The following is a 25,998-nucleotide window of genomic DNA, read 5'->3' as shown; positions in this document are numbered from 1 at the left end:
GATGTCAGATATATCCGAAAGTCTGGATCCGCTCGTGATCGCGGAGGAATGGGTGTCGGCAGGCCGCAACGTGGCCGTGGCGACCGTTGTCGATACCTGGGGTTCGGCGCCACGCCCGTCAGGCAGCCATCTCGTGATCGACGGCGAAGGCAATTTCCATGGGTCGGTTTCCGGCGGCTGCGTTGAAGGTGCCGTCATTACCGAGGCGCTCGATGTCATCGAAACGGGCAAGTCGCGCATGCTGGAATTCGGCGTCGCCGATGAAACGGCTTGGCGGGTCGGCTTGTCCTGCGGCGGCCGCATCCGCGTCTATGTCGAAAGGCTCGGCTAATGGACCGGCAGATACTGGTGCGGCTGAACGAGATGCGGCGCAGGCGGCAGGCGGCGATCCTTGTTACCGATCTCTCCGGAGGGCCGGATCGGCTGATCGTCGAAGGTGATGCGCTGGAAGGCGCGCTCGCCAATGCCGCTTCAGCGGCATTCCGTTCGGGCAAGTCCGCAGCGCTCGAGATAGACGGACAGAGCTTGTTCTTCAACGTGCATCTACCGCCGCCGCGCGTCGTCATCATCGGCGCCGTCCATATCAGTCAGATTCTAGCGCGCATGGCGGCGCTTGCGGGCTTCGACGTGACGATCATCGATCCGCGCACCGCCTTTGCCACCCCGGAACGCTTCGAAGGCATAGACCTGATCGCCGACTGGCCCGTGGATGTGCTGAAAGAGCGTCCGCTCGACTGCTATATGGCGCTGGTCGCCGTGACCCATGATCCCAAGATCGATGACGAGCCGATTATTCAGGCGTTGAAGACGGGCTGTTTTTATGTCGGCGCCCTTGGCAGCCGCAAGACGCATGCCGGCCGCCTGGAGCGCTTGAGGCGGGAAGGCTTAAGCGAAGCCGAGCTTGCAAGCATCCATGCGCCGATCGGGCTTGCCATCGGCGCTGCCAGCCCGGCCGAAATTGCGGTTGCCATCCTGGCGGAGATCATCGGCTCGCTTCGTGGGCGCGATGTCTCGTCGCCAAAGGGCGTTGCGCCATGATCTTCGGTGAGTTCTTGACGGCGGAGGCGGAGGGCGCGGTTCTCGCGCATTCCCTCCGGCTGGCCGATGGCAGTTTTTCCAAGGGGCATCGGCTTGGCGGCGAAGATATAGAGCGGCTCACTGCCGCCGGAATCGACCGCGTTATCGCTGCGCGTATCGAGCCGGGTGACCTGATGGAAGACGAGGCCGCCGAGCAGTTGGCGCAGGCTGTTGCACCCGATCATCTGACTTTTTCTGAAGCCGCGACGGGACGCGTGAATGTCCATAGCGCCGCCGACGGACTGTTTGTTGCGGATCGTATGGCAGTCGACCGAATCAACAATCTCGATCCGGCGATCACCCTTGCCTGTCTTGCAGACCATGTACCTGTGCGAGCAGGCGACATGGTGGCGACCTTCAAGATCATTCCGCTTGCCGTTTCCGGAGCCAAAATCGCTGCAGGTGTCGAAATTCTCCGGCGGATGCCGGTTTTCGAGGTCAAGCCCTTCATGCCGCATGCCGTTTCGCTTGTGGCCACGGAGCTGCCATCGCTGAAGGCCTCCGTCATGGACAAGACGGCCCGCATCCTTTCGCAGCGGCTGCAGCCTTCGGGCAGCATACTGCAGCGGGAAGAGCGTGTTGCGCATAGAGCGGCCGATGTTGCTGGCGCGATCCGTCGCGCTCTCGCGGCCCAGGATCGGCTCGCGAAACTGGTGATCGTTTTCGGAGCTTCGGCTGTTATCGATGCCGGCGACGTCATTCCGGAGGCGATCCGGCTTGCCGGCGGCGAGGTCATTCAGGTCGGCATGCCCGTCGATCCGGGCAATCTACTGGTGCTGGGCAGGGTGGGCGACGTTTATGTCGTCGGGGCGCCGGGATGTGCGCGCAGCCCGAAAGAGAATGGCTTCGACTGGGTGCTGGATCGGATATTAGCCGGCGAACGACCGTCGCCGCAGGATATCAGCGGCATGGGCGTTGGAGGGTTGCTGATGGAAATTCAGTCACGCCCACGGCCGCGTGACATCGTCAACAAACTGCCTTCGGCGATATCGGTTGTCATCGTCCTGCTGGCTGCGGGAAAGGCGAGCCGTATGGGCGAGAGTGGCTCGCACAAGCTTTTGGCGGAATTCGATGGCGTGCCGCTGGTACGCCGTTCGGCATCTATCGCCATTGCAAGCGGCGTATCGGATATCGTTGCCGTCACAGGGCACCGGCGCGATGAGATTGAAACCGCACTAAGGGGTCTCGCCGTCGAAGCGGTATTCAATCCGGATTACGCCTCGGGCATGGCGAGTTCGTTGGTTGCCGGCGTTGGTGCGCCGGCAGCACAGAGGGCCGACGGCGTTCTTATCATGCTGGCCGACATGCCCGGCGTCACCGGCGACGATCTGAAAGCCTTGGTTGCCGCCTTCCGTGAGGCGAATGGTCAGGCGATCGTGCGGGCGGTATCGGGCGGTAAGCGTGGCAATCCCGTCATCCTGCCACGATCGGTCTTGAACGCCGTGATGCGGCTGGAGGGCGATGTGGGTGCCCGGCATATCATCGAGACGTCGGGGCTTCCGGTTATCGATGTCGAGATCGGCGAGGCGGCACATCTCGATGTCGATACGCCCGAAGCCGTTGTCGCGGCCGGTGGGATTTTGAAGGGGTAGCGAATGGACAATATCGATATCGAGGAGATGTTTCAGTCACTCGGACCGATCACCATCAAACGGATGTTCGGCGGCAAGGGAATCTACCATATGGGTCGAATCCTGGCGCTGGAAGTGGGCGACGAAATCCTTCTGAAGGCTGACGATACCAGTGCTTCTGAATTCGAAGCGGCAGGTGCTCGGCGCTGGGCTTACGAGGGCAAGAAAGGCAAGGCCGTCAACATGCCCTATTGGTCGATACCCGACGATGCGTTCGACGATCCCGATGAAATGGCGCGCTGGGTGCGGCTTGCCTATGAGGCTGCGCTTCGCTCGGATAAATAGGCGTCAGCGGAAATCCGCTTCGCTCAAATGGGCGATCGTCGCCTTGGCGAATTCTGAAAGCTGAGCCGGCAACTCGCCGCGGCCGAACCAGCCGAAATCGGAGAGCTTGTCCGGTTCCATCAGCCGGGGTTCGCCGGAAAAGTCCCTGCAGATATAGATCAGCGAGATCCAGTGCTGATTGTCGGTCTCGTTGATAACTTCTTCGGTGCAAAGATAATCGATCTCGCCGATGGAGAGGCCGCTTTCCTCTTCGGCTTCGCGGACGGCGGCCCTAGCGGATGCCTCCATATGATCGACCTTGCCGCCGACGATGCTCCAGCATCCGGCTTCCGGTGCCTTCAGGCGCCGATAAAGCAAGAGCTTGCCGTCCCGCAAGATTGCGAGACCGGTTCCTAATCCTGGGAAATCGATGCCGGGCTTGCCCATGCCGGGATTCCGAGATTTGCCGCGACGTCCGGCGCAGTGGTTCGGATCGGCGGCAGATGGAGATTGTCAGGCCTTGGCGTTTGCCACAATGAGCATGAAAGCCGGAATATCGTCGCCGAAGCCAACCGGCGTCGGGCCATCGTCCTGATCGCGATAGCGATTGCGGCGCTCGCGGTGATCGTCATTGGCAGCAGGGAAGGGCCGGTGGCTGTTGCGAGAACCGTTATGGGATCTGTTATTGTTGTTCTCAGACTTGCGCTCGTTCTTCACGCTTTCGGCCTTTGCTGGTGCTGCTTCGATCGCTATGACGTCATTATCCTCGACGTCGATATCAGATTTATGACTCGAGGCGTTGCGGCCTCCGCGGCTGCGATCCCGATCGCGGCCCTTGCCCTTCTGATCGCGGCGGCGGGACGAACGGTTGTCGTCACCACTCTCATCAGCGGGCGGCAGAGCCGAAAGATCGCCGTTCAGCCATTGGACATCTTCGCCGATCAGCTTCTCGATCGCGTCGACATGCTTCGTGTCACGCTTCGTCACGATGGTGAACGCAGCGCCGGAGCGACCGGCGCGACCGGTGCGGCCGATACGATGGACATAGTCTTCCGAATGGATCGGAACATCGAAATTGAAGACGTGACCGACATCGGGAAGATCGAGACCCCGAGCTGCGACGTCGGAGGCGACGAGAAGCTGGATCTGTCCGTCACGGAAGTTCTGCAACATCGTCGTGCGCGAACGCTGATCCATGTCGCCATGCAACGCACCGACAGAAAAGCCATGGCGTTCGAGCGAGCGGAAGAGATCGGCCACATCCTTCTTGCGATTGCAGAAGATGATTGCGTTCTTCAGATCCGTCTGGGCGCGGATGAGATCACGCAGCGTGGCGCGCTTCTCGTAATCCTTGCCATGCGAGGCGACGAAACGCTGCGTCACGGTCTTGGCGGTCGATGCCGGCTTGGCGACTTCGACGCGTTCTGGGTTCTGCAGGAAGCGATCGGCCAGCTTCTGGATTTCCGGCGGCATCGTTGCCGAGAAGAACAGCGTCTGGCGCGTGAAGGGGATGAGCTTGGCGATGCGTTCGATATCCGGGATGAAGCCCATGTCGAGCATGCGGTCGGCTTCGTCGATCACGAAGATCTCGACGGCGCTCATCAGCAGCTTGCCGCGTTCGAAATGGTCCAGCAGGCGACCGGGCGTGCAGATCAGTACATCGGCGCCACGCTCAAGCTTGCGATCCTGCTCTTCGAAGGAAACGCCGCCAATCAGAAGGGCGATGTTCAGGCGGTGGTTCTTGCCGTACTTCTCGAAGTTTTCGGCGACCTGCGCTGCGAGTTCGCGCGTTGGCTCCAGAATGAGCGTGCGCGGCATGCGAGCGCGAGCGCGGCCCTTTTCGAGCAGTGTCAGCATCGGCAGCACAAAGGAGGCCGTCTTGCCGGTCCCTGTCTGGGCAATGCCGCAGATGTCGCGGCGCTGAAGCGCAAAGGGGATTGCACCGGCCTGGATAGGAGTCGGTGTGGTGTAGCCCGCGTCAGTCACCGCGGAAAGGACTTTTTGGCTCAGGCCAAGGTCAGCAAATGTTGTCAAAGGGAAATCTAATTCCGTCTTGGTTCAGTCGAACACCATGAGTCGACACACAGGAGCGTGCCGCAATGCAGCGCGACATAGAACCAAATACCCGGGAAGTCAAGGAAAGCAGAAGCTTCAACAGGCCTGAAGTTCATTCATAACGCAATTTTCGGATTAGTGCCATCTTTGTTGCGCGTTTGTCACAATTCCCGCAGCTAAATTGCGCCCAATCCGCTGATGTAACTTGCGAGTTTCGTGCCGGCGCCAATGAAATACATCGGGTCTATGGCATGTCCGTTCTCGCGCACTTCATAATGCAGATGAGTTCCTGTCGAGCGCCCCGTACTGCCGGCCAGACCGATCGCATCGCCGGCGCCAACCTTGTCGCCGACTTTGACGAGCACCTGTTCCATATGCCCATAGCGGGTGGAGATACCGTCGCCGTGGTCGATCTCCACCATGTTGCCGTACCCGCCAGTCCAGCCCGCCGAAACCACTTTGCCGGGGGCGGTGGCCTTGATCCTCTCACCGGGGCTGAAATGAAAATCCGTGCCGGTGTGGAGGGCCAGCGTGCCGAAGAAGGGATCCTTGCGGTTGCCGAAAGGGCTGGTAACGAGCTTGCCTGGTGCCGGATTGCGGAATGGCAGGCTTTCGGCGGCACTCCGCACCGTCTCCAGATGCGTCAAAGCGGTATCGAGCTCCGCCATGGACTGTTCGAACTGATCGACATTCTCAGGCGGCACATAAGGCCCCCCAACGCCGCCATCCGTGTCTTCACGAGCAGCATTGGCGACCTCGTTCGGAACCCTGATCCCGACGTTCTGCATGATCGATTGGATCTCGTTGGCGGTTTCTGACGCACCAGCGGTGAGATTGCGGATGCGGGACAATTGATCCTGCTCAATGTGCTTCAGCGACAGCGTCACCTTGGAGAAGACCCGATCGGCACGGTCGGCGACGGTTTCGGGGGCAGGGACATAGGCGAGCGTGGAGTTGTCGGGTGTGGCGTCAGCCGGCTTGCCGCTCAGGAGAAGCTTTTCGATTGCCTTTGGTGAGGTCAGTTGGGCATGTTCATTCTTTGGCACGACAGCGTTGGCATCTGGATGCACGCTCTTGTCGGTCAGGCCGGAATTCTCTGCCCGGTCGAGAAGAGTGCTGAGCTTGCCGTTGCGTGAGGAAAGTTGCTGCTGCTGTTCGATCAGCTTATCGACCTTCTCCTCCACGACCTGCTGATCCAGGAGTTGACGCGAGGTGACGCGGTCGACTTGGGCACGCAGCGCGGCGATGCGATCTTCATAGTCATATTGCATGCGCGCCTGGCGGGCCATCGTCGCGCCGATGAGATCGTCACGCAGGACTAGGTAGGAGGTCGCAAGAAGATAGCCGATCGAAAAGACCCCGACCATGCAGACGGCGACCGCGGCCATCCATGGGCGCACGGTCATATGTCGCACCGTATCGCCGCTGGCGAGGATGATGGTGTGATGCCGTTGTTGCTTGCCGAAAACCCGGTTCTGAGGCTTTGCTGTCACCGAGACTCTCCCAATCGGTGCCCGTTGGCACCCGATGGAAGTACACGACATTATGGTTAACGAATGCTTTCTATTGCAGTATTAAATGCCGGAAAAGCCGCTTGTTGCTAGTAGTATATCAGGCATTGCTTGTAGATGTCAGGGAGCGATAGAAGGATGGCGTCAGCCCGGCTTCCGCCCGCGCGATGTCATTGAAGGGGGCCTTCAACGAACCGCGGAAGTTGGCGCGGACCAGTTCCTGGAAGGTTCGAGCCGGATCGCGCTTCTCCCGAGCGCAGAGGAAGCGAAACCATTTCGCACCGACGGCAACATGGCCTTTCTCGTCATTGTAGATGACATCTAGGACGGCGGCGCTTTCGAGATCGCCGGTTTCGCGCATCTTCGCCTGAAGGGCCGGCGTCACGTCCAAACCTCTCGCTTCGAGGATCAGAGGCACGACCGCCAGGCGCGCGGTCAGATCGGTGCGGGTCGCATGGGCCGCCTGCCACAGACCGTCGTGGGCTGGCAGATCGCCATAGTCTGCACCCAACTCGCGCAGGCGCGCCCGCACCATGCGAAAATGCTTGGCCTCTTCGAAGGCAACCTGCATCCAGCCGTCGAAGAAGGAATTGGGAACCGGGCCGGTTGCAAAGCGCGCGACGATATCGAGCGCCAGATCGACGGCATTCAGCTCGATATGGGCAATGGCATGCAACAATGCGATGCGGCCCTTGAGCGTATGCAGCGAGCGCTTCTCCATGTTTTTCGGCGGCACAAGCTCCGGCTTTTCGGGCCGGCCGGGCCGATCGGCGAGCGGCGGGTCAAGCGGCGAGCGCAACGACAGGGTGCGGGCAAACCAACGTGTCGCCGATTCCTGGGCGAGCTCGGTCTTCAGATCGAGATCGGCCGAACGGATCGCGGCAATGGCGCCGCCGCGCAGCGACGTGATGGTTTCGGGACTGCCGGGCATGCCCTCAGAGCTCCCTGGCTGCCGCCAGAACGGCTTCGGCGTGTCCAGCGACCTTGACCTTATCCCATATTGCAGCGATGCGCCCATCGGCATCGATCAGGAAAGTCGAACGCACCACACCCATATAGGTACGGCCGTACATGCTCTTTTCGCGCCAGACGCCATACGCCATTGCCATGGTCTTTTCCTCGTCGGAGGCGAGCGGCACGGAAAGCGCATGCTTCTTGACGAATTTGTCGTGGCTTTTCACCGTGTCAGGCGAGACGCCGAGGAGGGCGACGCCGAGCTTTGCGAAATCGGCTGACAGTGCCGTGAAGGTAATCGATTCTGTCGTGCAGGCGGTCGTATCGTCCTTCGGGTAGAAATAGATCACCAGCGGCTTGCCGGCAAAATCGGCAAGGCGAACGCGCTCGCCGCCATCGCGCGGAAGATCGAAATCCGGTGCCTTGTCGCCGATGTTCAGTTGAATCGGAAAAACTTCCGCCACGGGAAAACCTTTCTTTTGCCGGTTTTTTAGATGACACTTGAGGTAAGGCATATATACTGCTCGCGTGTGCCGTCCAATGGGACGCAGCGTCACCAACAAAATTGTATAAGTGAAAGGCACGCGCAGGAGTGATCCGAGGCGAAAAGGTAACATTCCGCAAAAAGGATCTCGTGTCGCTCGACCATCTGCCGTCCGCTCAGGTCGAAGATCCGTTGATCGTGCATGTGCCGGAGCGCGTTCGCCGCAAGCGCTCGCATGTTTGGCACGTCTGCCGCATGACGTTGGTTTTCTTTGCCTTTCTCGCCATCATTCTCGGTGCCGTCATCGCGACCATCGAAGGCGGCATCTTCGATGCGCCGCTGTCGCAGAAGGCGCAAACCGCCCTCGATCAGGCGATCGGCCCGCGTTACAAGGCAGAGGTCGGCGCGACCGTGATCCGCTTTACCTCCGACCTGCGCCTGGCGCTGGAGGCCCGCGACGTCAATGTCGTCGATCAGGAGAGCGGCAAGCATCTGTCGACGATGTCAGCCGTCAACATGGAGTTAGACCCACTGGCCCTCATCGAGGGCAGGGTGGAAGTGGCAAGTGTAGCGGCAGAGGGGATCGCGCTCGATACTTCGCTGCTGCCGCAAGGCGACCCGGTGGATTTGACCGCCTTGCGCGTCGATGCCTTGCCCAAGGCCCTGAATGCGGCCTTCGACAATCTCGATTTTCTCGAACATTTCGTCCAGCGCGGCGGCACGAACTCCGTGCGCATTTCCGGCTTCTCGATGAAGCTGGCGCGACAGGACGGTGATCCGATCTCCCTCGTCGTCGACAACCTCACATTCGAGCGGGCGGCGCCGAATTCTCTGCATCTCTATGGCCAGGTCGCGCTCAATGGGTCGGTAGCGCTCCTGGACGTGAGGGCGGATCAAAATGAGGCCGGTCATAGCTCGTCGCTGGCGGCCAGGATATCCAATCTCGATCTCAAGCCCCTCACGATGACCTATGACCCGAACGGGACGCCACGGCAGGGGCTGACGGCCTTCGGAGACGTCACGCTTTCGGCCGTCAGGGGCGACGCAGGCGTCGATCCGAAGCTGAGCGCAACCATCAATGTCCAGCCCGGCATCCTATATATGGACCATGATGCGCAGGAGTTGACGCAGGCCAATATCAACCTCGCGTACAACTTCGATCACCAGACCCTGGAGATTGCGCCTTCCAAAGCGCAGTTTCTCCGGACGATTGCACCCTTTTCCGGTGCGATCATCGATCTCGATCGTGTCGACGCCAATGCAGGCAAGGGTTTCGGCATCGATTTCGTGATCAAGGACGGCGTCGCCGCTTCATCTCTCTCGGGGGAGAAGCCCGTCAGCTTCGACGGTCGCGCCACGGGGCGCTTCTTTTCTGCGACCAAGGAATTTCAGTTCGACAATCTCGGCATATCGACGCCGCAGGGCGCGCTTTTCGGCTCCCTGCATATGAAGCTCGGTGATAGTTCGCCGGAGATCAGTTTCGGTGGCCGTGCGGACAAGCTGGATACGGCCGTTGTCAAACAGCTGTGGCCTTTCTGGATGGCTTCGAAACCCAGGATCTGGGTCGAGGGCAATCTTTTCGGTGGCTCGGTAACCAATGCCGCCATATCGGTCTTCATTCCGGCTGGCCGGCTGCGAGAGGCGGCACAGACCGGCAAGCTGCAGCTTGGCAAAAACGAGCTGCATATTGCCTTCGATATCGACGGCGCGCGGATGAATATTCCAGGCGAAATCCCGCCGTTGCGCGATACCAAGGCGCATTTCGATCTGACCGGTCCGAATATGGTCGTCAATATCGCCACGGCCACGTCCTATTTTCCGACAGGCCGTACGATCACGCTGAGTGACAGCAGCTTCTCGATCCCGGCGACTTACGACAAGCCGCTGATGGCCGATCTTGATTTGACGATTTCAGGCTCCGGCGATGCGATCGGCGAACTTCTGACCTATAAGCCTCTTGAGGTCCTGCAGCGGACCGAATTCAAGCCGGAGGATTTCAACGGCAAGATCGTCGCCAAGGTCGATGCCAGGATAGGGCTTATCAAGGATCAGCAGCCGCCTCCGCCGGACTGGCAGGCAAAGCTCAATCTCGACAATGTCGATCTCTTGAAGCCGATGAACAATCGCAAGATCGACAATCTGACCGGTGTGATTTCGGCCGATCCGCAATCCGTGCATCTGCAAGCTCAGGCCCAGATCGACAGTATTCCGGCCCAGATCGACATGGTGGAACCGACCGACAGCAAATCGACCGTCAAGCGCGCCCGCGTGATCACGGCGACACTGACCGATGCGCAGCGCAACACCGTTCTGCCCGGGCTTCGGGACATAGTTGACGGGCCTGTCAAAGTGGAGTTGACGCGCATCGACGATGATCGCCAGGGCGTCAAGGTCGATCTCGGCAAAGCTGCCCTGACCGTGCCGTGGGTCGGCTGGTCGAAGGGCAGCGGCATTGCGGCGACTGCGCAGTTCGAGGCATCCGGTCCGGATAGCCAGACGACGCTCAAGAATTTCACGCTCAAGGGGGATGGGTTCGGCGCCAGCGGCGATCTTCTGATTAGCAAGGGAAGTCTCACCTCGGCAAGCTTCGACAGCGTGAAGCTCTCGGCGCTCGATGATTTCGCGCTTTCGCTGAAGCGGGGCAAGAGTGGCGGCTACGACGTCGCGATATCGGGCAATTCCGCCGACATACGTCCGATCCTTGCGCGCCTGAAGGCGTCAACATCGGGCGGCCAGCAGAGTTCGGACGGAGACGCTTCGGCGAGCGCAACCGTTCGCGCCAATCTCGACAAGGTCATCGGCTTCAACGATGAGACGATCGGCAATGTCAAAGGCGTCTATTCGATCTCCGGCGGCAAGACGACAGCTGCCGATTTTTCCGGCATAACCCGTAGCGGCGAAGCCCTCGTCACCCAGATGAGCAAAGGCGCCAATGGCGTCATCCGTATCACAAGCGGCGACGCCGGTGCGGTTGCGCGCTTCACCGACCTCTACAAACATTTGCAAGGTGGGCTGCTCAATCTGTCGCTGCGCTCGATCGGGCAGGATGACTGGGACGGCTCGCTCGACATCCGCAACTTCTCCATCATCGATGACAAGAAACTCTCGACCATCGTATCGACGCCGAGCGGAAAGAACGGCAAAAGCCTGAATTCGGCTGTGAAGCAGAATATCGATACGCGTTCGCAGAATTTCGAGCGCGGCTTTGCGCGGCTGGTGATGCGCGATGGGGTGCTCTCCGTCGAAAATGGCGTCGTCCGGGGCGTGCAGGTCGGGGCAACCTTCCAGGGCGTGCTGAAGGATGCCAACGGTAAGATGGACATGACGGGAACCTTCATGCCCGCCTACGGCCTGAACCGGCTGTTCGCGGAAGTTCCGATCGTCGGCTTCATCCTGGGCAATGGCAGCGATCGCGGCTTGATCGGCATTACCTTCAGGCTGACCGGTACGATCGAGAAATCGAACCTGCAGATCAATCCTCTCTCGATCATCGCGCCGGGCGTTTTCAGGCAGATATTTGAGTATTGAAGCGGCGCGAAGCCGAGGCTGCCGCCTTTCGATAGTGGAGAGATAGGTGGACTATCTTTCTTCCGCCAGTCGCTCGCGTATGCGCTCCGGCCCACCGCTCATGCGCTTGGCGAATGGTCGATCAGGGTCCACGATGCGCCAGAATGGAGCCGTGCCGCTCTGGCTGATCTGAACCAGATGTCGCTGAACAGTGACAGGGCAGCAGGCATCCGCGCCATACTGCCTGGCAAGTGCCTGTCTCAAGTCCGCAATGTCAGACAATAGCCCCGGCGGTGCCGCCCAGAGTGCGCGGATGATCATGCCTTCGCTTGGAATCAGCATGCTTTGCGTAAGGTTTCGGCCTTTACGCCTCGTTTTGATCACCGGCAATTCATCCATAAGTCACCTCCATGCACATGGTCTGAGCTGAGGACGAATGGGCAGGCCGCAATCCGACATGGGAATGAAAAAATCATCCGGCCAGCGTTGATAATACTATGCATCCGCGCTGGCCCAAATGATAAAGCCGGCGCGAGGGCGCCGGCTCTCTTCGTCTCTTCCTATCCGGACGCTCAAGCGGCCGGACGGATCAGGATGTGCTTCTTCTTGCCGAGAGAGAGCTTGATGACACCATCGGCTGTGACTTCGCCGGTACCAATCACCTTGCGCTCGTCGCTGATGGCCTGATCGTTGATGCGCACTGCGCCGCCCTGCACATGACGGCGTGCCTCGCCGTTCGAACCGGCAAGGCCGGCGCGGACGATCAGAGCCAGAAGCCCGATTCCGGCTCCAAGTTCGGAAGCCGGGACGTCGATCGACGGCAGGTTTTCCGACAGGCCGCCTTCCTCGAAGGTCTTGCGGGCGGTCTCGGCGGCCTGCTCGGCTGCCGCGCGGCCGTGAAGGATCGCCGTGACTTCAGTCGCGAGGATCTTCTTGACCTCGTTGAGTTCGGAGCCCGCGATGGCGGAAAGCCGTGCAATCTCGTCCATCGGCAATGTCGTGAACAGCTTGAGGAAGCGCGGAACGTCGGCATCCTCGGTGTTGCGCCAGTATTGCCAGAAATCATAGACCGGCAGCAGGTCGGCATTCAGCCAGACGGCGCCAGAAGCCGATTTGCCCATCTTGGCACCGGAAGAGGTTGTCAGCAGGGGCGAGGTCAAAGCAAAGAGCTGCTTCGTTCCCATGCGGTGACCGAGATCGATGCCGTTGACGATATTGCCCCACTGATCCGAGCCGCCCATCTGCAGACGGCAATCGCAACGCTTGGCCAATTCGACGAAATCGTAGGCCTGCAGGATCATATAGTTGAATTCGAGGAACGACAGCGACTGTTCGCGGTCAAGGCGCGTCTTCACACTGTCGAAGGACAGCATGCGGTTGACGGAAAAATGCCGGCCGACATCGCGCAAGAATTCGAGATAGTTCAGCGAGCGCAGCCACTCGGCATTGTTGATCATCAAGGCAGCGTTGCCCGGCTTATTGTAGTCGAGGTAGTTGGAGAAGCAGCGCTTGATCGAAGCGATATTGTCCTCGATCATGTCGATGGTCATCAATTTGCGTGCTTCCTCCTTGAAAGAGGGATCACCGACCATGCCGGTGCCGCCGCCCATCAGGGAGATCGGCCGATGGCCGGTCGCCTGGAGCCAGTGCAGCATCATGATTTGGGTGAGATGGCCGACATGGAGGCTCGATGCCGTCGGATCATAGCCGATATAGGCCGTCACGGTTTCCTTGGTGAAGAGGTCGTCGAGGCCGGCTTCATCGGAAATCTGATGAATGAAGCCGCGCTCTTGCAGGGTGTGCAGGAAATCGGATTTGAACTCAGCCATGATCTTGGTCTCTCGATGCCGCATGCCTGAAAGCGCGGCGAGGTCGCTATTGTTTGATGTCGCGGGGCGCGTTTAGCACCGATTTACGCACGCGTCATCATTTTGGTGGGGAAGACGACAAGTTTCGGCGCTGGCGAGATGTGTAAACGAGCGCTTCTGAACGTCAATAGATCGTAACATGGTCGCGAAGCTGCCGGGAATAAGCCGCGCATTCGCCCGAATTAAATCCTAGTGATTTTCCGTTGATCCCCGTACGCACCTCATGTTTCGTGAAAGAAACCGGTATGTCGCCTCTGCTTTCGAAGTTGGGATTGTCATCCACAAAGACGATCTGGGCATTTTTTGCCATGATGTTGGTTTTGGCCGGTATTGCTGCTGCGAATCCGGCCGAAGCTCAGGGTTCCCCTGAAAAGAGAATAGCGTTTGTCGTGGGTAATGCCGCCTACACAGTGGGCGCGCTTCCGACGCCGGCCAACGATGCCGGCCTGATCGCGCAAACGCTGCAGGCCGCGGGCTTCGATGTGATCGGCGCGCGCGACCTCGACCAGAACGGGTTGCGCGATGCCATGCGCGACTTTCTGACGAAAGCCAACGCGTCGGGCCCCGATACCGTCGTCTTCGTCTATCTAGCGGGCTACGGTTTGCAGTATCAGGGCGATAATTATTTCGTGCCTATCGATGCGCAGATCGCCAATGCCACGGATGTCCCCGTTCAGGCGGTCCGCATGAGCGACTTCACCAAATCGCTGTCCGCCATAAACAATCGCGGCAGCATTGTCGTGCTGGATACGGCGAGGGCCAATCCCTTCGTGCAGTCCAGTCAGCCGCTGGCCGGCGGTCTGGCGCTGGTCGATCCCGATGCCAATCAGTTGATCGCGTTCAATGCCGCGCCCGGCACGGTCGCACCGCAGGAGGCCGGTCCCTATGGTTCCTACGCGCATGCGCTGGCTGAGATGATCCGTGTTGGCGGCCTTTCGCTTGATGACGTCTTCGATCGCACACGGTTGCGGGTCGGCGACTTGACCAAGGGCGCCGAGATTTCCTGGGATGCCTCCAAATTCAAGAACGCCTTCACTTTCTTCGATCGCGGTCCGAATGCGCCGGCTGCTGCTGTGCCGAGCACCGAGGATGTGGCAAACCGGACGAAGCCCATTCGCGATTTCGACGAACGGGATGCCTATTTCGCGGCGCTCGATCGCGACACGCTGCAGGGCTATGAGGATTTCCTCGCCGCCTATCCGAACGATTCCATGGTCAGGCGTGTCCGCGCCATTGTTGCCGCCCGCCGCGAGGCTATCACCTGGCGCGAGACCTGGATTGCCGATACGCCCGAAGCCTATTGGTCTTATCTGAGGCGCTATCCGCGCGGTCCCCATGTCTGGGATGCCCGCCGCCGTCTCGAGCATTTCGAGGCAGCCCTCGAGCCGCCGCCGTCCTTCACCGTGATCGAGTATGATGTGCCGCCGCCGCCGCCGCCGGAAGTGGTCTATGTCGACCGTCCCGTGCTTTATTTCGATGATGCCGATTTCGGTTATGCCCCGCCGCCGCCCGTTGTCTTCCTGGCACCGCCGCCGCCGGATTTCGTCGTGCTGCCGCCGCCGCAGCCCGCGGTCGATCTCTACGTGTTGCCGGCGCCGACCTACGTTCCGGTCCCTGATTGGGTGGAGCCGCCCCGTGATGTCGCGCCGCCGGAAAACAACGTCATCTTCAACAACATCCACAATACGGTCGTGAACAACACGACGGTCATCAACAACAATACCACTACCACGACCAACGAAAATGGAGCTGCACCGGCAACTCCGGGATTGACGACAGGGCAGAAGATCGCCGGAGCCGCTGTCCTTGCCGGCGCGGGTGCCGCGGCACTGCATGTTGCCCTGCCGCCATCGGTGCAGAAGAAGGCCGCTGTTATACAAACGCAGAATCCCGCCGCGGCCGTCAAGACGGTGCCTGGAGCTGCTCCGGCGGCGGCGCCGTCGGCGCAGCCGCAAGGCGGAAATGCCGCTGCCCACGTGCTTCCAGGCACAAATGGTCAGCCGCTGCCGGCTGGTGGCAAGCCGCCCGTCAATCAGGGAACGGCTCAGACGAAGCAGGGGCAACCGCCGCAAGCTGCGCCGAATGCGGTGCATAATCCGGCTGTTGCCACTCAACCTACCCAGCAAGGCACGAATGCCACTGCTCACGCGCTTCCCGGCGCGAACGGTCAGCCTTTGCCAGCCACGGGCAAGCTGCCAGCCAACCCTGGCGCGGCGCAGACGAAGCAGGCTCAACAGCCTCAGACGACACCGAACGCCAACACACATGCGCTTCCCGGTGCCAAGGGACAACCGCTGCCGGCCGTTGGTAATGCACCTGCCGTGAAGGGGCAAAGCCAGATTGCCAAGACCCCGGCACCGCAAGCAATGCCGGGCGGCAAACCGAATCCGGTTGCCGCTGCACCGAAGCCCAATGCGCAGGTCCCGGCAGCGCCGGCTGTCGCCGCCAGAACTCCGGCGAAGCCCAAGGCCATCCCCAGCAACCAAGCTCGGGTCAACAATCAGCCGCATGTCGCTGCTACGCCGCCCCGGCAAGCCAATCCGGCTCCTGCGCAACCCAAACCCGCGCCCCATGTGGTGGCGCAGGCACCAAAGCCACAGGCTCAGCCGAAGCCGCAGGCTCAACCCAGGCCGCAACCGCAGCCGCAGCCGAAGGTCGTGCAGCAGCAGGCGAAGAGACCACCTCCGCCTCCGCCGCAGAAGCCTCCGGAAAAGAAGAAATGCGGCGCTCCCGGCCTGCCGGCATGTCACTGACGGATGATACCAGGCGATAATCTGAAGGCCCGCTTCGGCGGGCTTTCGCACGCGATATTGTCGCTTGATCGACTTGTTGAAATCAGCCTGAGCGGTTAGCACTGATCGGCCGGTTGTCAATCGGGGTCGCCATACACGTTACGGCAGGAAGCAGATCCATCAGGAATACAGGCAAGGCAGATGAGTCAAACCATCATACTCGAAACCCCACGCCTCGTTCTGACGATGTGGGACAAGGGTGATGCCGAAGCGATTCGGCAATTGCATTCTACGATCGAGACCACGCGCTATCTCTCGGGCGCGGCTCCTTGGACGCTGGAGAAGGCCGAGGAGCGGCTGAAAAGCTGGTTCGATGAACATGCGCGAGATGGCGTGACCAAATATAAGATGCTGCGACGAGAGGACGGACGCTTTATCGGTCGCGCCGGCTTTTCGCGCCTTCAGGAGAGGGGGCGGGGCGAGTTCGAACTCGGCTATTCGCTTCGGCAGGACGCCTGGGGCAACGGTTACGCCACGGAGATCGCCGGCGCACTCGCGCAGTGGTTTTTCCGCCGCGGCTTTGCTGACCGGTTCATCGCATTCACGCATCCGGAAAACGTTGCTTCGCAGCGGGTGCTACAAAAAATCGGCATGCAGTACGAAGCGCCGATCGTTGTCAGCGGCACTGCAGGCCTTTGCTTCAGGATGTCACGCTAGCAGCAGTTCCGGCAAAAATGCGCAGCGGATTTTCGACTGGAATGCGTAAAACAGCAAGATTGAGCGTTTCCGTGTTTCAAAGAACGGCGGAAACGCTCTGAGAGGGCGCTGCTTCTTAGCGAATGCGCTTGGCAGCCGGTTCCGGCACCAGTTCGCCGTTCAGGCGACGATCGAGATAATCCTCACATTCGCCGAGGAGCGTTTCGACCTGGCCGTTGAAGAAGTGGTTGGCTCCCGGAACCACCTTGTGCGTGATCAGGATGCCCTTCTGGGTCTTCAGCTTCTCGACGAGCCCGTTGACGTCCTTTTCAGGCGCGACCTTGTCGGCATCGCCGTTGATGATCAGGCCGGACGAGGGGCAGGGTGCCAAGAAGGAGAAGTCATAAATGTTCGGCTGTGGCGCGATCGACATGAAGCCTTCGATTTCCGGACGGCGCATCAGCAGCTGCATGCCGATCCAGGCGCCAAAGGAGTAGCCGGCAACCCAACAGCTCTTCGAATCAGGATGAAGGCTCTGAACCCAGTCGAGCGCCGACGCCGCATCGGAAAGTTCGCCGGCACCGTGGTCGAATTCGCCCTGGCTGCGGCCGATGCCGCGGAAATTGAAGCGGAGCGTGGTGAAGCCGCGCTTCTGGAACATATAGAAGAGCTGGTAGACCACCTGATTGTTCATCGTACCGCCGAACTGCGGATGGGGATGAAGGATAATCGCGATCGGGGCGCTCTTTTCCTTGGAGGGCTGATAGCGGCCTTCAAGGCGACCCGCGGGGCCGTTGAAAATTACTTCGGGCATCGATACTCCGGCTCTTCTTTTTCTGCGTTCAAACCTTACGGCACGCAGCAAGTTGACTTGACGAATGCGCTCATCTTTTCTAGAACGCAGTTTAGAACAATTCGAAACTTGATGCGGTGGTCCGCGCGTTGTTTGCGCAACGGTTTGTGGAACGTGTCATAAGGCATGCCCGGCTGAAATTTCAAGGAAAATGAGCCGGTCGCAGCAAAGCAAAGTCGCGCAGGAAGAAGATTATGGCTGCAACACGCCTCTATCTCGACTGGAATGCTACCGCGCCGCTCCATCCGGCGGCCCGCGAAGCCATGCTGCGTGCGATGGATATTCAAGGCAACCCCAATTCCGTTCACGGCGAAGGTAGGGCAGCGCGCGCAGCTGTCGAGGCCGCACGCCGGCAAGTTGCGGCTCTTGCGGGCGCAGAAGCTGCCCACGTCGTTTTCACCAGCGGCGCCACCGAAGCGGCCAATATGGTGCTGACGCCGGAATTCCGCATGGGGCGCACGCCTCTCGTTGTCAGTCACCTTTATATATCGGCTGTCGAGCATCCGGCCGTGCGCGAAGGCGGGCGATTTGCCAGGGATAATGTCAGCGAAATACCGGTGACATCGGACGGTACGGTCGATCTTGCTGCACTGGAGGCCATGCTCGCTGCCCACGACAAGGCGAGCGGCTTGCCGATGGTGGCGATCATGCTTGCCAACAACGAGACCGGAATTCTCCAGCCTGTCGTTGAGGCGGCAAAGCTTGTTCAGACTGCCGGCGGGCTCTTCGTGGTCGATGCGGTTCAGGCGGCTGGCCGCGTTCCGCTCGATATCAATGCGATCGGCGCGGATTTTCTGATTTTATCCTCGCACAAGATCGGCGGCCCTAAAGGCGTTGGCGCGCTCGTCTCGCGCGGCGAGGTGCTGATGCCGAAGCCGTTGATCCATGGCGGCGGCCAGGAAAAGGGCCATCGCTCGGGCACGGAAAACACGCTTGCCATCGTCGGCTTCGGTGTGGCAGCCGAGGCTGCTGCGGCAGATTTCGAGGTTCGCAATGCTGCGATCGCTTCATTGCGCGACCGGCTGGAGGCGGGCATGGAGCTTGCGGCACCGGATGTCATCATTCACGGAAAGAATGGCCCACGCGTTCCGAACACCAGCTTCTTCACGCTGCCGGGACTGAAATCCGAAACCGGCCAGATCGCCTTCGATCTTGAAGGGGTTGCCATATCGGCGGGCTCAGCCTGCTCGTCGGGCAAGGTGGGAGAAAGCCATGTGCTCGTGGCGATGGGGTGCGACCCGAAGCTCGGGGCTCTCCGTATTTCGCTGGGGCCGAGCACGACCGAAGCCGATATCGATCGCGCAGTCGCTGCGTTTGCCCGCATAGCGGCAAGGCGCAAGCTCGCGGGCGCGGCGGCCTAAGGGCCACAATTTTGCGGAAACCGAAATTTCCGCTTGCCAATCGGGGTGAAAAGTCCCTTTTGGCCGACTACATAGAGGGCAGACATAAGTCTGCCGCAACGTTGACAAGCTGCCGGACCTTGGATCCGGCGAGATTGGAGAACGAAATGCCTGCAGTCCAGGAAACGGTCGATCAGGTTCGCCTGATTGACGTGGACCAATACAAGTATGGTTTTGAGACCGTCATCGAAATGGATAAGGCTCCCAAGGGTCTGTCCGAAGACATTGTCCGTTTTATTTCCGCCAAGAAGCAAGAGCCGGAATGGATGCTGGAATGGCGTCTGGAAGCCTATCGCCGCTGGCTGACGCTGGAAGAGCCGACATGGGCACGCGTCGACTATCCGAAGATCGACTTCAACGACATCTATTACTACGCCGCGCCGAAGAAGTTTGCTGGCCCGAAGTCGCTCGACGACGTCGATCCGGAACTTCTGAAGACCTATGAGAAGCTTGGCATTCCGCTACGCGAGCAGGAGATCCTTGCCGGCGTCGAAAAGCCGAAGATCGCGGTCGATGCGGTGTTCGATTCCGTCTCGGTCGTGACGACCTTCAAGGAAGAGCTGAAGAAGGCCGGCGTGATCTTCATGTCGATCTCGGAAGCCATCCGCGAGCATCCGGAACTGGTGCGCAAATATCTCGGCTCCGTCGTGCCGACCTCGGATAATTTCTATGCGACGCTGAATTCGGCCGTCTTCACCGATGGCTCCTTCGTCTTCGTGCCGAAGGGCGTTCGTTGCCCGATGGAGCTGTCGACCTATTTCCGCATCAACGAGAAGAATACCGGCCAGTTCGAGCGCACGCTGATCATCGCCGAGGAAGGTGCCTACGTCTCCTATCTCGAAGGCTGCACGGCGCCGCAGCGCGACGAAAACCAGCTGCACGCAGCCGTTGTCGAGCTGGTTGCGCTCGATGATGCCGAGATCAAGTATTCGACGGTGCAGAACTGGTATCCGGGCGACAAGCAGGGCAAGGGCGGCATCTACAATTTCGTCACCAAGCGTGGCGATTGCCGCGGCCACCGCTCCAAGATCTCCTGGACGCAGGTCGAGACCGGTTCGGCGATCACCTGGAAGTATCCGTCCTGCATTCTGCGCGGCGACGACAGCCGTGGCGAGTTCTACTCGATTGCCGTTTCGAATGGCCATCAGCAGGTCGACAGCGGCACGAAAATGATCCATCTCGGCAAGAACACATCGAGCCGCATCGTCTCGAAGGGCATTGCCGCCGGCGTCTCGCAAAACACCTATCGCGGCCAGGTTTCAGCTCACCGCAAGGCGTCGAACGCGCGTAACTTCACGCAGTGCGACTCGCTGCTGATCGGTGACAAGTGCGGCGCCCATACGGTGCCTTATATCGAGGCGAAGAACTCGTCCGCTCAGTTCGAGCACGAAGCCACGACGTCGAAGATCTCCGAAGACCAGCTGTTCTACTGCCTGCAGCGCGGTATCCCGACCGAGGCGGCGATCGCACTGATCGTCAATGGCTTCGTCAAGGAAGTGCTGCAGGAGCTGCCGATGGAATTCGCCGTCGAAGCGCAGAAGCTGATCGGCATCTCGCTCGAAGGCAGCGTCGGCTGACGCACTCGAAACACAATTAGCTTTGGCGCGCCGCGCGCGCCGCACCTTCATTCCTGCGATAGGATACTAAAATGCTTGAAATCAAGAACCTGCACGCCCGTATCGCCGAAGACGGCACCGAGATCATTCGCGGCCTGAACCTGACTGTTAGGGCAGGCGAAGTCGCCGCTATCATGGGTCCGAACGGCTCCGGCAAGTCGACGCTCTCCTATATTCTGGCCGGCCGTGAGGACTATGAAGTCACCGAGGGTGATATCCTCTATAACGGCGAGAGCATCCTGGAGCTCGATGCTGCTGAGCGCGCCGCCAAGGGCATCTTCCTGGCGTTTCAGTATCCCGTGGAAATCCCCGGCGTCGCCACCATGCAGTTCCTCAAGGTTGCTCTGAACGAGCAGCGCAAGGCGCGCGGCGAAGACGAGCTGACGACGCCGGATTTTCTGCGTCGCGTCAAGGATGCTGCCGCCAAGCTGCAGATCAACATGGACATGCTGAAGCGCCCGCTCAACGTCGGCTTCTCCGGCGGTGAAAAGAAGCGCGCTGAAATCCTGCAGATGGCGCTCTTGGAGCCGCAGCTCTGCGTGCTCGACGAAACCGATTCGGGCCTCGACATCGACGCGCTCAAGATCGTTGCCGATGGCGTCAATGCGCTGCGTTCTCCGGATCGCGCCGTCATCGTCATCACCCACTATCAGCGCCTGCTCGACTATATCGTTCCGGACACCGTTCACGTGCTCTACAAGGGCCAGGTGATCAAGTCCGGCGACAAGACGCTGGCGCATGAACTCGAAGCCAATGGCTATGCCGATATCATCGGTGCTGCAGCCTGATCGAGGCGGAAAGGACAGTCGATGAACATTCAGACGACGAACCGCCTCACCGCCGCGGAGACGGCGCTGATCGAGGCGTATAACGACCAGATGGGCGATCTGCCCGGTGACGGCGAAGTCTTTGCAGTCCGCGATCGCCTGCTGGACGAGCTGAAGACCGCCGGCCTGCCGACGCGCCGCGTCGAGGCTTGGCACTATACCGATTTCAAGAACCTGCTGCGCCTGGTTCCGAGCGATATCGGCAAGGGGCTGGTAGAGGCTCTCCCGGCAACGGTCGAAGGCTCTCCCGTTCTCGCGGCTCTTCAGGGCAAGGCAAGCGAGAAGGCCGCCGTCAAGGGTTTGACTGTCGGACGCTACGCTGACAGCCTGATCAACGGCACGGCTGCTGCCGGCCTCGAAGCTCTTGGCAAGGATGACGCTATCGGCCGCATCAATGCGAGCTTTGTGCGTGACGGTTATGTCATCGATTTCCCGGATGGCACCGAACTCGAAGCGCCGCTCGAAGTGCAGTTCATCCATGCCGGCGGCCAGATCCACAGCCGTCTGCCGGTTACTTTCGGTGCAGACGTCAAGGCAACCTTTATCGAGCGCCATCAGGCGGTTGAAGGCGCTGCCGCGCTGGTTTCCTCGGTCAGCGAAGTCAAGATCGGCAAAGGGTCCGAAATCACCTGGATTATCCTGCAGGAGCAGGGCAGCGAAGATACCCATCTCGGCCAGCTTCGCATCGATCTCGGAGAAGATGCCAAACTAAGGCTGTTCGTCATCAACGCCGGCGGCAAGCTGGTGCGCCAGGAGCTGTACATCAAGGTAGCGGGCGAGGGCGCCGATCTGACTCTGCGCGGCATCAACCTGCTTGGCGGCGATACCCATACGGACGTGACGATGGTGCTTGGCCATGATGTTCCGAACACCGGCTCCACGGAAGTTATCCGCAACGTGGTGTTCGACCGCGCTCGTGGCGTCTTCCAGGGCATGATCCGGGTCGCACCGGATGCGCAGAAGACCGACGCCAAGATGGCCTGCAACACGCTGCTGATGTCCGACGATGCCGAGTTTTCGGTGAAGCCGGAGCTTGAAATCTTCGCTGATGACGTACAGTGCGGCCATGGCGCCACTGTCGCGGATATCGACGGCAACCATCTCTACTATCTGATGGCGCGCGGCATTCCGGAGAAAAAGGCGCGGGCCATGCTCGTCAACGCCTTCGTGGCCGAGATCGTCGAGGAACTGGAAGACGAAGCCCTGGTCGAGGCGCTGGAAGGCGTTATCTCGGCCTGGCTGGAAAAGCACGCCTGATTGGAGGCAAAGCCCGTGGACAAGATCGTGCCGGCAACGGCCTATGATGTCGAAGCCATTCGCCGGGATTTCCCGATCCTTGCGAAGACGGTGCATGGCAAGCCGCTCGTCTATCTCGACAATGGCGCCTCAGCGCAGAAGCCGCAGGTCGTCATCGATGCCATCTCGCATGCCTATTCCAACGAATATGCGAATGTGCATCGTGGCCTCCATTTTCTGTCCAATGCCGCCACGGAAGCCTATGAAGCGGCTCGCGAAAAGGTGCGCCGCTTCCTGAATGCGCCGTCGGTCGACGATATCGTCTTCACCAAAAACTCGACGGAAGCGATCAACACGGTCGCCTATGGCTGGGGCATGCCTGAAATCGGCGAGGGCGATGAGATCGTCGTCTCGATCATGGAGCATCACTCCAACATCGTTCCCTGGCATTTCATCCGGGAACGGCAGGGGGCGAAGCTCGTCTGGGTGCCTGTTGACGACGAAGGCGCGTTCCATATCGAGGATTTCGAAAAGAGCCTGACCGAGCGCACCAAGCTCGTCGCCATCACGCATATGTCGAATGCGCTTGGAACTGTCGTTCCGGTGAAGGAAGTTTGCAGCATCGCGCATGAGCGCGGCATTCCCGTGCTGATCGACGGCTCGCAGGGGGCCGTGCATATGCCTGTCGACGTGCAGGATATCGATTGCGACTGGTACGTCATGACCGGCCACAAGCTCTACGGCCCCTCGGGCATCGGCGTTCTCTACGGCAAGAAGGAGCGGCTCGCCGAGATGCGGCCGTTCCAGGGCGGCGGCGAGATGATCTTCGACGTCACCGAGGAAAACGTCACCTACAACGAGCCGCCGCACCGCTTCGAGGCAGGAACGCCGCCGATCGTGCAGGCGATCGGCCTTGGCTATGCGCTCGATTATATGGACAGTATCGGTCGCGAAGCGATTGCTCGCCATGAGGCTGATCTCGCTGCCTATGCGGCGGAGCGGCTGCGCGATATCAATTCGCTGCGCGTCATCGGTACTGCGCCGGGAAAGGGTGGCATTTTCTCCTTCGAGCTTGCGGGAATACACTCCCACGACGTCTCAATGGTGATTGATCGCCAGGGTGTAGCGGTTCGTGCGGGCACGCATTGCGCCCAGCCGCTCTTGAAACGCTTCGGCGTCACCTCCACATGCCGTGCATCGTTCGGCATGTACAATACGCGCGCCGAGGTGGACGCCTTGGCCGATGCACTGGAATATGCACGGAAATTCTTTGCCTGAGGAGGCAAGCGATGTCACTCGACGAAAGCGAACAGAAGATCGACGTACGCGAAGGGATCGTGCATTCCAGCATCCCCGCAGATGAACTGGCGCGCCTCAGCGACGACATCATCTCTGCGCTGAAAACGGTCTACGATCCGGAAATTCCCGCCGATATCTTCGAACTTGGCCTGGTCTACAAGATCGATATCGAAGACGACCGCATGGTGAAGATCGTCATGACGCTGACTGCACCGGGTTGCCCGGTTGCCGGCGAAATGCCGGGCTGGGTCGAAAATGCCGTCGGCGCCGTCGAAGGCGTTTCTGGCGTCGATGTCAGCATGACCTTCGATCCGCCGTGGACGCCGGATCGCATGTCGGAAGAAGCGCAGGTCGCTGTCGGCTGGTATTGAAGCTTTAGGCCGCCGGCTTTACATTGAGACTCGAAGCGCCGGATCTTGACCCCGGTTGCGGAAGGAGAATGAGCCCATGGGCTTCGCAATCATGAGCATGACGGATGCGGCAGCAGCCCGCGTCAAGGCGATCGTCGAAAATTCCGGCCCCGATGCCAAGGGCGTTCGCGTCGGCATCAAGAAGGGCGGCTGCGCCGGCATGGAATATACCATCGACCTAGTAACCGAGCCGAATCCCAAAGACGACCTGATCGAGCGCGATGGCGCCAAGGTCTGGGTGGAGCCCTCGGCCGTGCTTTATCTGCTAGGCACGGAAATGGGCTTTGAGACGACGACATTGCGCTCGGGCTTCATCTTCACCAATCCCAATCAGACATCCGCTTGCGGCTGCGGCGAATCTGTCGAGCTGAAGCCTGCCGATCTGGCTGCCTTAGCGGCGCAACGACAGGCGGCGCAACCCGCTTAAAGCTGGCTCTCCATATTTCACCGCCATGCGTTTCGTGCTTTGATCAGCAGACGCCTCGATTTATCCGCGACCTCTTTGGCTCCCGGTCAAACTGGATAAAGTCGTTGGTGCGCGCGGTGGGGGAATTTTATGGCGGCTGCGGCATGGGTTTATACATTGATCCCGGCAGGTGCTGCGATTGTGGGTGCCGCGGTTGCCGTGAATACGCGGCCAGGCCCTAATCTTGTCAGCGCAATCCAGCATTTTGCCGCGGGTGTCGTGTTTGCGGCTGCTGCCGGCGAAATTTTGCCTGATGTCATGCATCGCGGTTCTCCCTTTGCAACGGTCATTGGTGGTGCGATCGGCGTCGTCGTCATGCTGTTGGTCAAGCAATTGGAAAATTGGGCCAAGGGACCGGTCGGTCTGCTGGCCGCCATCGGCATCGATATTCTGATCGACGGCCTCGTGCTTGGCATCGGCTTTGCGGCCGGCCCGAAAGTCGGCTTGCTGCTGACGATCGCCCTGACGATCGAGGTGCTGTTTCTCGGTCTGACGGTGGCGAATGAGCTTGGTGAGAGTGTTCGCTCTCGATCCAGAATCGTCGCGATCACGGCAGCGCTTGCGCTGCTGCTGCCGATCGGCGCCTTGCTGGGAACGCCGATCGCTTCATTGCCCAGCCCTGTTTTGACTGGCTTCTTTGCGTTCGGGCTGATTGCGCTTCTCTATCTCGTCACCGAGGAGCTGCTGGTCGAAGCCCATGAAACACCCGACCGCCCCTGGGTGACCGCTATGTTCTTTGCGGGCTTTCTCCTGTTGCTTCTGCTTGAGGAGGCGATCGGCTAGCGGCTGAAAGTTTCAGTTAGCTGCCGAAACGGGCGTCAGCTTGAGGCCAAGCGCCCTGACGACTTTTAGGATCGTCGCGAATTCGGGATTCCCGTCGCCGCTGAGTGCGCGATAGAGCGCTGAACGGTTCATGCCGACATCCTTGGCGAGCTTGCTCATGTTGCGGGTGCGCGCCACTTCACCCAACGCCTTGGCGATCGAGGCCGGATCGTCGGTTTCGAAGGCGGCGGCGATGTAGCTGTCGGGATTGTCCACGTCGAATCGTTCCGGCATAAATCTGAATTCCAAGGTCCCACTGTGGCGTCATCAAAAACGCCGCGCATCCTTTC

24 protein-coding genes are annotated in these 25,998 nt (G+C 60.1%); 15 read left to right on the top strand and 9 right to left on the bottom strand.

What is annotated here, in order from left to right:
- The first annotated feature begins 1 nt into the window (after position 1).
- From PH562_RS15035 to PH562_RS15020, 4 genes are read left to right on the top strand one after another with little or no spacing between them, the layout of a single operon-like run.
- Positions 2–331, top strand: a complete 330-nt coding sequence (locus PH562_RS15035; RefSeq protein WP_285173897.1) for an XdhC family protein — start codon at positions 2–4, stop codon at positions 329–331.
- Positions 331–1,038, top strand: a complete 708-nt coding sequence (locus tag PH562_RS15030; RefSeq protein ID WP_285173896.1) for an XdhC family protein — start codon at positions 331–333, stop codon at positions 1,036–1,038. The genes PH562_RS15035 and PH562_RS15030 overlap by 1 nt, the downstream gene beginning before the upstream one ends.
- Positions 1,035–2,669, top strand: a complete 1,635-nt coding sequence (locus PH562_RS15025; RefSeq protein ID WP_285173895.1) for an NTP transferase domain-containing protein — start codon at positions 1,035–1,037, stop codon at positions 2,667–2,669. Before PH562_RS15030 ends, PH562_RS15025 begins: the two co-directional genes overlap by 4 nt.
- Before the next feature lie 3 nt (positions 2,670–2,672).
- On the top strand, positions 2,673–2,993 hold the full coding sequence (locus tag PH562_RS15020; protein WP_285173893.1) for a TfoX/Sxy family protein: 321 nt from the start codon (positions 2,673–2,675) through the stop codon (positions 2,991–2,993).
- Positions 2,994–2,996: 3 nt separating this feature from the next.
- Here the strand turns inward: PH562_RS15020 and PH562_RS15015 are convergent, their stop codons facing one another.
- The 5 genes from PH562_RS15015 to PH562_RS14995 all read right to left on the bottom strand — a co-directional run bounded on the left by PH562_RS15015 (position 2,997) and on the right by PH562_RS14995 (position 7,956).
- The gene (locus tag PH562_RS15015) at positions 2,997–3,419 is read right to left on the bottom strand and encodes an NUDIX domain-containing protein (protein WP_285173892.1); all 423 of its coding nucleotides are present in this window, start codon (positions 3,417–3,419) and stop codon (positions 2,997–2,999) included.
- A gap of 66 nt (positions 3,420–3,485) precedes the next feature.
- Positions 3,486–5,006: a DEAD/DEAH box helicase gene (locus PH562_RS15010; RefSeq protein WP_285173891.1), complete on the bottom strand. Its 1,521-nt coding sequence runs from the start codon at positions 5,004–5,006 to the stop codon at positions 3,486–3,488.
- 197 nt (positions 5,007–5,203) lie between these two features.
- Positions 5,204–6,520, bottom strand: a complete 1,317-nt coding sequence (locus PH562_RS15005) for a M23 family metallopeptidase (protein WP_285173890.1) — start codon at positions 6,518–6,520, stop codon at positions 5,204–5,206.
- 118 nt (positions 6,521–6,638) lie between these two features.
- Positions 6,639–7,469 (bottom strand): ferritin-like domain-containing protein, encoded by an 831-nt coding sequence (locus PH562_RS15000; protein ID WP_285173888.1) that lies wholly within the window; start codon positions 7,467–7,469, stop codon positions 6,639–6,641.
- Positions 7,470–7,473: 4 nt separating this feature from the next.
- Positions 7,474–7,956, bottom strand: coding sequence for a peroxiredoxin (locus tag PH562_RS14995; RefSeq protein WP_285173886.1), 483 nt, complete (start codon positions 7,954–7,956; stop codon positions 7,474–7,476).
- A gap of 128 nt (positions 7,957–8,084) precedes the next feature.
- Between PH562_RS14995 and PH562_RS14990 the strand changes: the two genes are divergently transcribed.
- Positions 8,085–11,504, top strand: a complete 3,420-nt coding sequence (locus PH562_RS14990) for a YhdP family protein (protein WP_285173884.1) — start codon at positions 8,085–8,087, stop codon at positions 11,502–11,504.
- A 51-nt stretch (positions 11,505–11,555) separates the two neighbouring features.
- Here PH562_RS14990 and PH562_RS14985 read toward each other — a convergent pair whose 3' ends face one another.
- Positions 11,556–11,882 carry a hypothetical protein gene (locus tag PH562_RS14985; protein WP_285173883.1) on the bottom strand — a complete coding sequence of 109 codons (327 nt, stop codon included), beginning with the start codon at positions 11,880–11,882 and terminating at the stop codon, positions 11,556–11,558.
- Between the two features lie 173 nt (positions 11,883–12,055).
- Positions 12,056–13,312, bottom strand: a complete 1,257-nt coding sequence (gene tyrS, locus PH562_RS14980; protein ID WP_285173882.1) for a tyrosine--tRNA ligase — start codon at positions 13,310–13,312, stop codon at positions 12,056–12,058.
- A 284-nt stretch (positions 13,313–13,596) separates the two neighbouring features.
- On the opposite strand from tyrS, the gene PH562_RS14975 reads away from it, so the two are divergent.
- Both PH562_RS14975 and PH562_RS14970 read left to right on the top strand, forming a co-directional pair.
- Entirely contained in the window at positions 13,597–16,104 is a 2,508-nt protein-coding gene (locus tag PH562_RS14975; protein ID WP_483315350.1) for a caspase family protein, read from the top strand.
- Between the two features lie 180 nt (positions 16,105–16,284).
- Positions 16,285–16,800 (top strand): GNAT family N-acetyltransferase, encoded by a 516-nt coding sequence (locus PH562_RS14970; RefSeq protein ID WP_285173879.1) that lies wholly within the window; start codon positions 16,285–16,287, stop codon positions 16,798–16,800.
- Between the two features lie 115 nt (positions 16,801–16,915).
- Here the strand turns inward: PH562_RS14970 and PH562_RS14965 are convergent, their stop codons facing one another.
- Positions 16,916–17,593 carry an alpha/beta hydrolase gene (locus tag PH562_RS14965; RefSeq protein ID WP_004108794.1) on the bottom strand — a complete coding sequence of 226 codons (678 nt, stop codon included), beginning with the start codon at positions 17,591–17,593 and terminating at the stop codon, positions 16,916–16,918.
- A gap of 233 nt (positions 17,594–17,826) precedes the next feature.
- Here PH562_RS14965 and PH562_RS14960 point away from each other — a divergent pair, with 233 nt between their 5' ends.
- From PH562_RS14960 to PH562_RS14925, 8 genes are all read left to right on the top strand, one after another.
- Positions 17,827–18,993 (top strand): cysteine desulfurase family protein, encoded by a 1,167-nt coding sequence (locus PH562_RS14960; RefSeq protein ID WP_285173873.1) that lies wholly within the window; start codon positions 17,827–17,829, stop codon positions 18,991–18,993.
- A gap of 146 nt (positions 18,994–19,139) precedes the next feature.
- The gene (gene sufB / locus PH562_RS14955; protein ID WP_285173872.1) at positions 19,140–20,609 is read left to right on the top strand and encodes a Fe-S cluster assembly protein SufB; all 1,470 of its coding nucleotides are present in this window, start codon (positions 19,140–19,142) and stop codon (positions 20,607–20,609) included.
- Between the two features lie 71 nt (positions 20,610–20,680).
- Positions 20,681–21,436 (top strand): Fe-S cluster assembly ATPase SufC, encoded by a 756-nt coding sequence (sufC, locus tag PH562_RS14950; RefSeq protein WP_285173871.1) that lies wholly within the window; start codon positions 20,681–20,683, stop codon positions 21,434–21,436.
- A 21-nt stretch (positions 21,437–21,457) separates the two neighbouring features.
- Positions 21,458–22,732, top strand: coding sequence for a Fe-S cluster assembly protein SufD (gene sufD / locus PH562_RS14945; RefSeq protein WP_285173870.1), 1,275 nt, complete (start codon positions 21,458–21,460; stop codon positions 22,730–22,732).
- Positions 22,733–22,747: 15 nt separating this feature from the next.
- Positions 22,748–23,989: a cysteine desulfurase gene (locus tag PH562_RS14940; RefSeq protein ID WP_285173869.1), complete on the top strand. Its 1,242-nt coding sequence runs from the start codon at positions 22,748–22,750 to the stop codon at positions 23,987–23,989.
- 11 nt (positions 23,990–24,000) lie between these two features.
- Positions 24,001–24,381 (top strand): SUF system Fe-S cluster assembly protein, encoded by a 381-nt coding sequence (locus tag PH562_RS14935; protein ID WP_015340010.1) that lies wholly within the window; start codon positions 24,001–24,003, stop codon positions 24,379–24,381.
- A 76-nt stretch (positions 24,382–24,457) separates the two neighbouring features.
- Positions 24,458–24,847, top strand: a complete 390-nt coding sequence (gene sufA / locus PH562_RS14930) for a Fe-S cluster assembly scaffold SufA (RefSeq protein WP_113229793.1) — start codon at positions 24,458–24,460, stop codon at positions 24,845–24,847.
- Between the two features lie 129 nt (positions 24,848–24,976).
- Positions 24,977–25,669, top strand: coding sequence for a ZIP family metal transporter (locus PH562_RS14925; protein ID WP_285173867.1), 693 nt, complete (start codon positions 24,977–24,979; stop codon positions 25,667–25,669).
- A 12-nt stretch (positions 25,670–25,681) separates the two neighbouring features.
- Here the strand turns inward: PH562_RS14925 and PH562_RS14920 are convergent, their stop codons facing one another.
- Entirely contained in the window at positions 25,682–25,942 is a 261-nt protein-coding gene (locus PH562_RS14920; RefSeq protein WP_069612270.1) for an addiction module antidote protein, read from the bottom strand.
- Positions 25,943–25,998: the final 56 nt, after the last annotated feature.

The sequence above is a fragment of the Rhizobium centroccidentale genome, from assembly GCF_030182565.1.
GTDB lineage: Bacteria > Pseudomonadota > Alphaproteobacteria > Rhizobiales > Rhizobiaceae > Rhizobium.
Note: the sequence above shows the minus strand (reverse complement) of the source record. Positions and strands in the feature narration are given on the sequence as shown.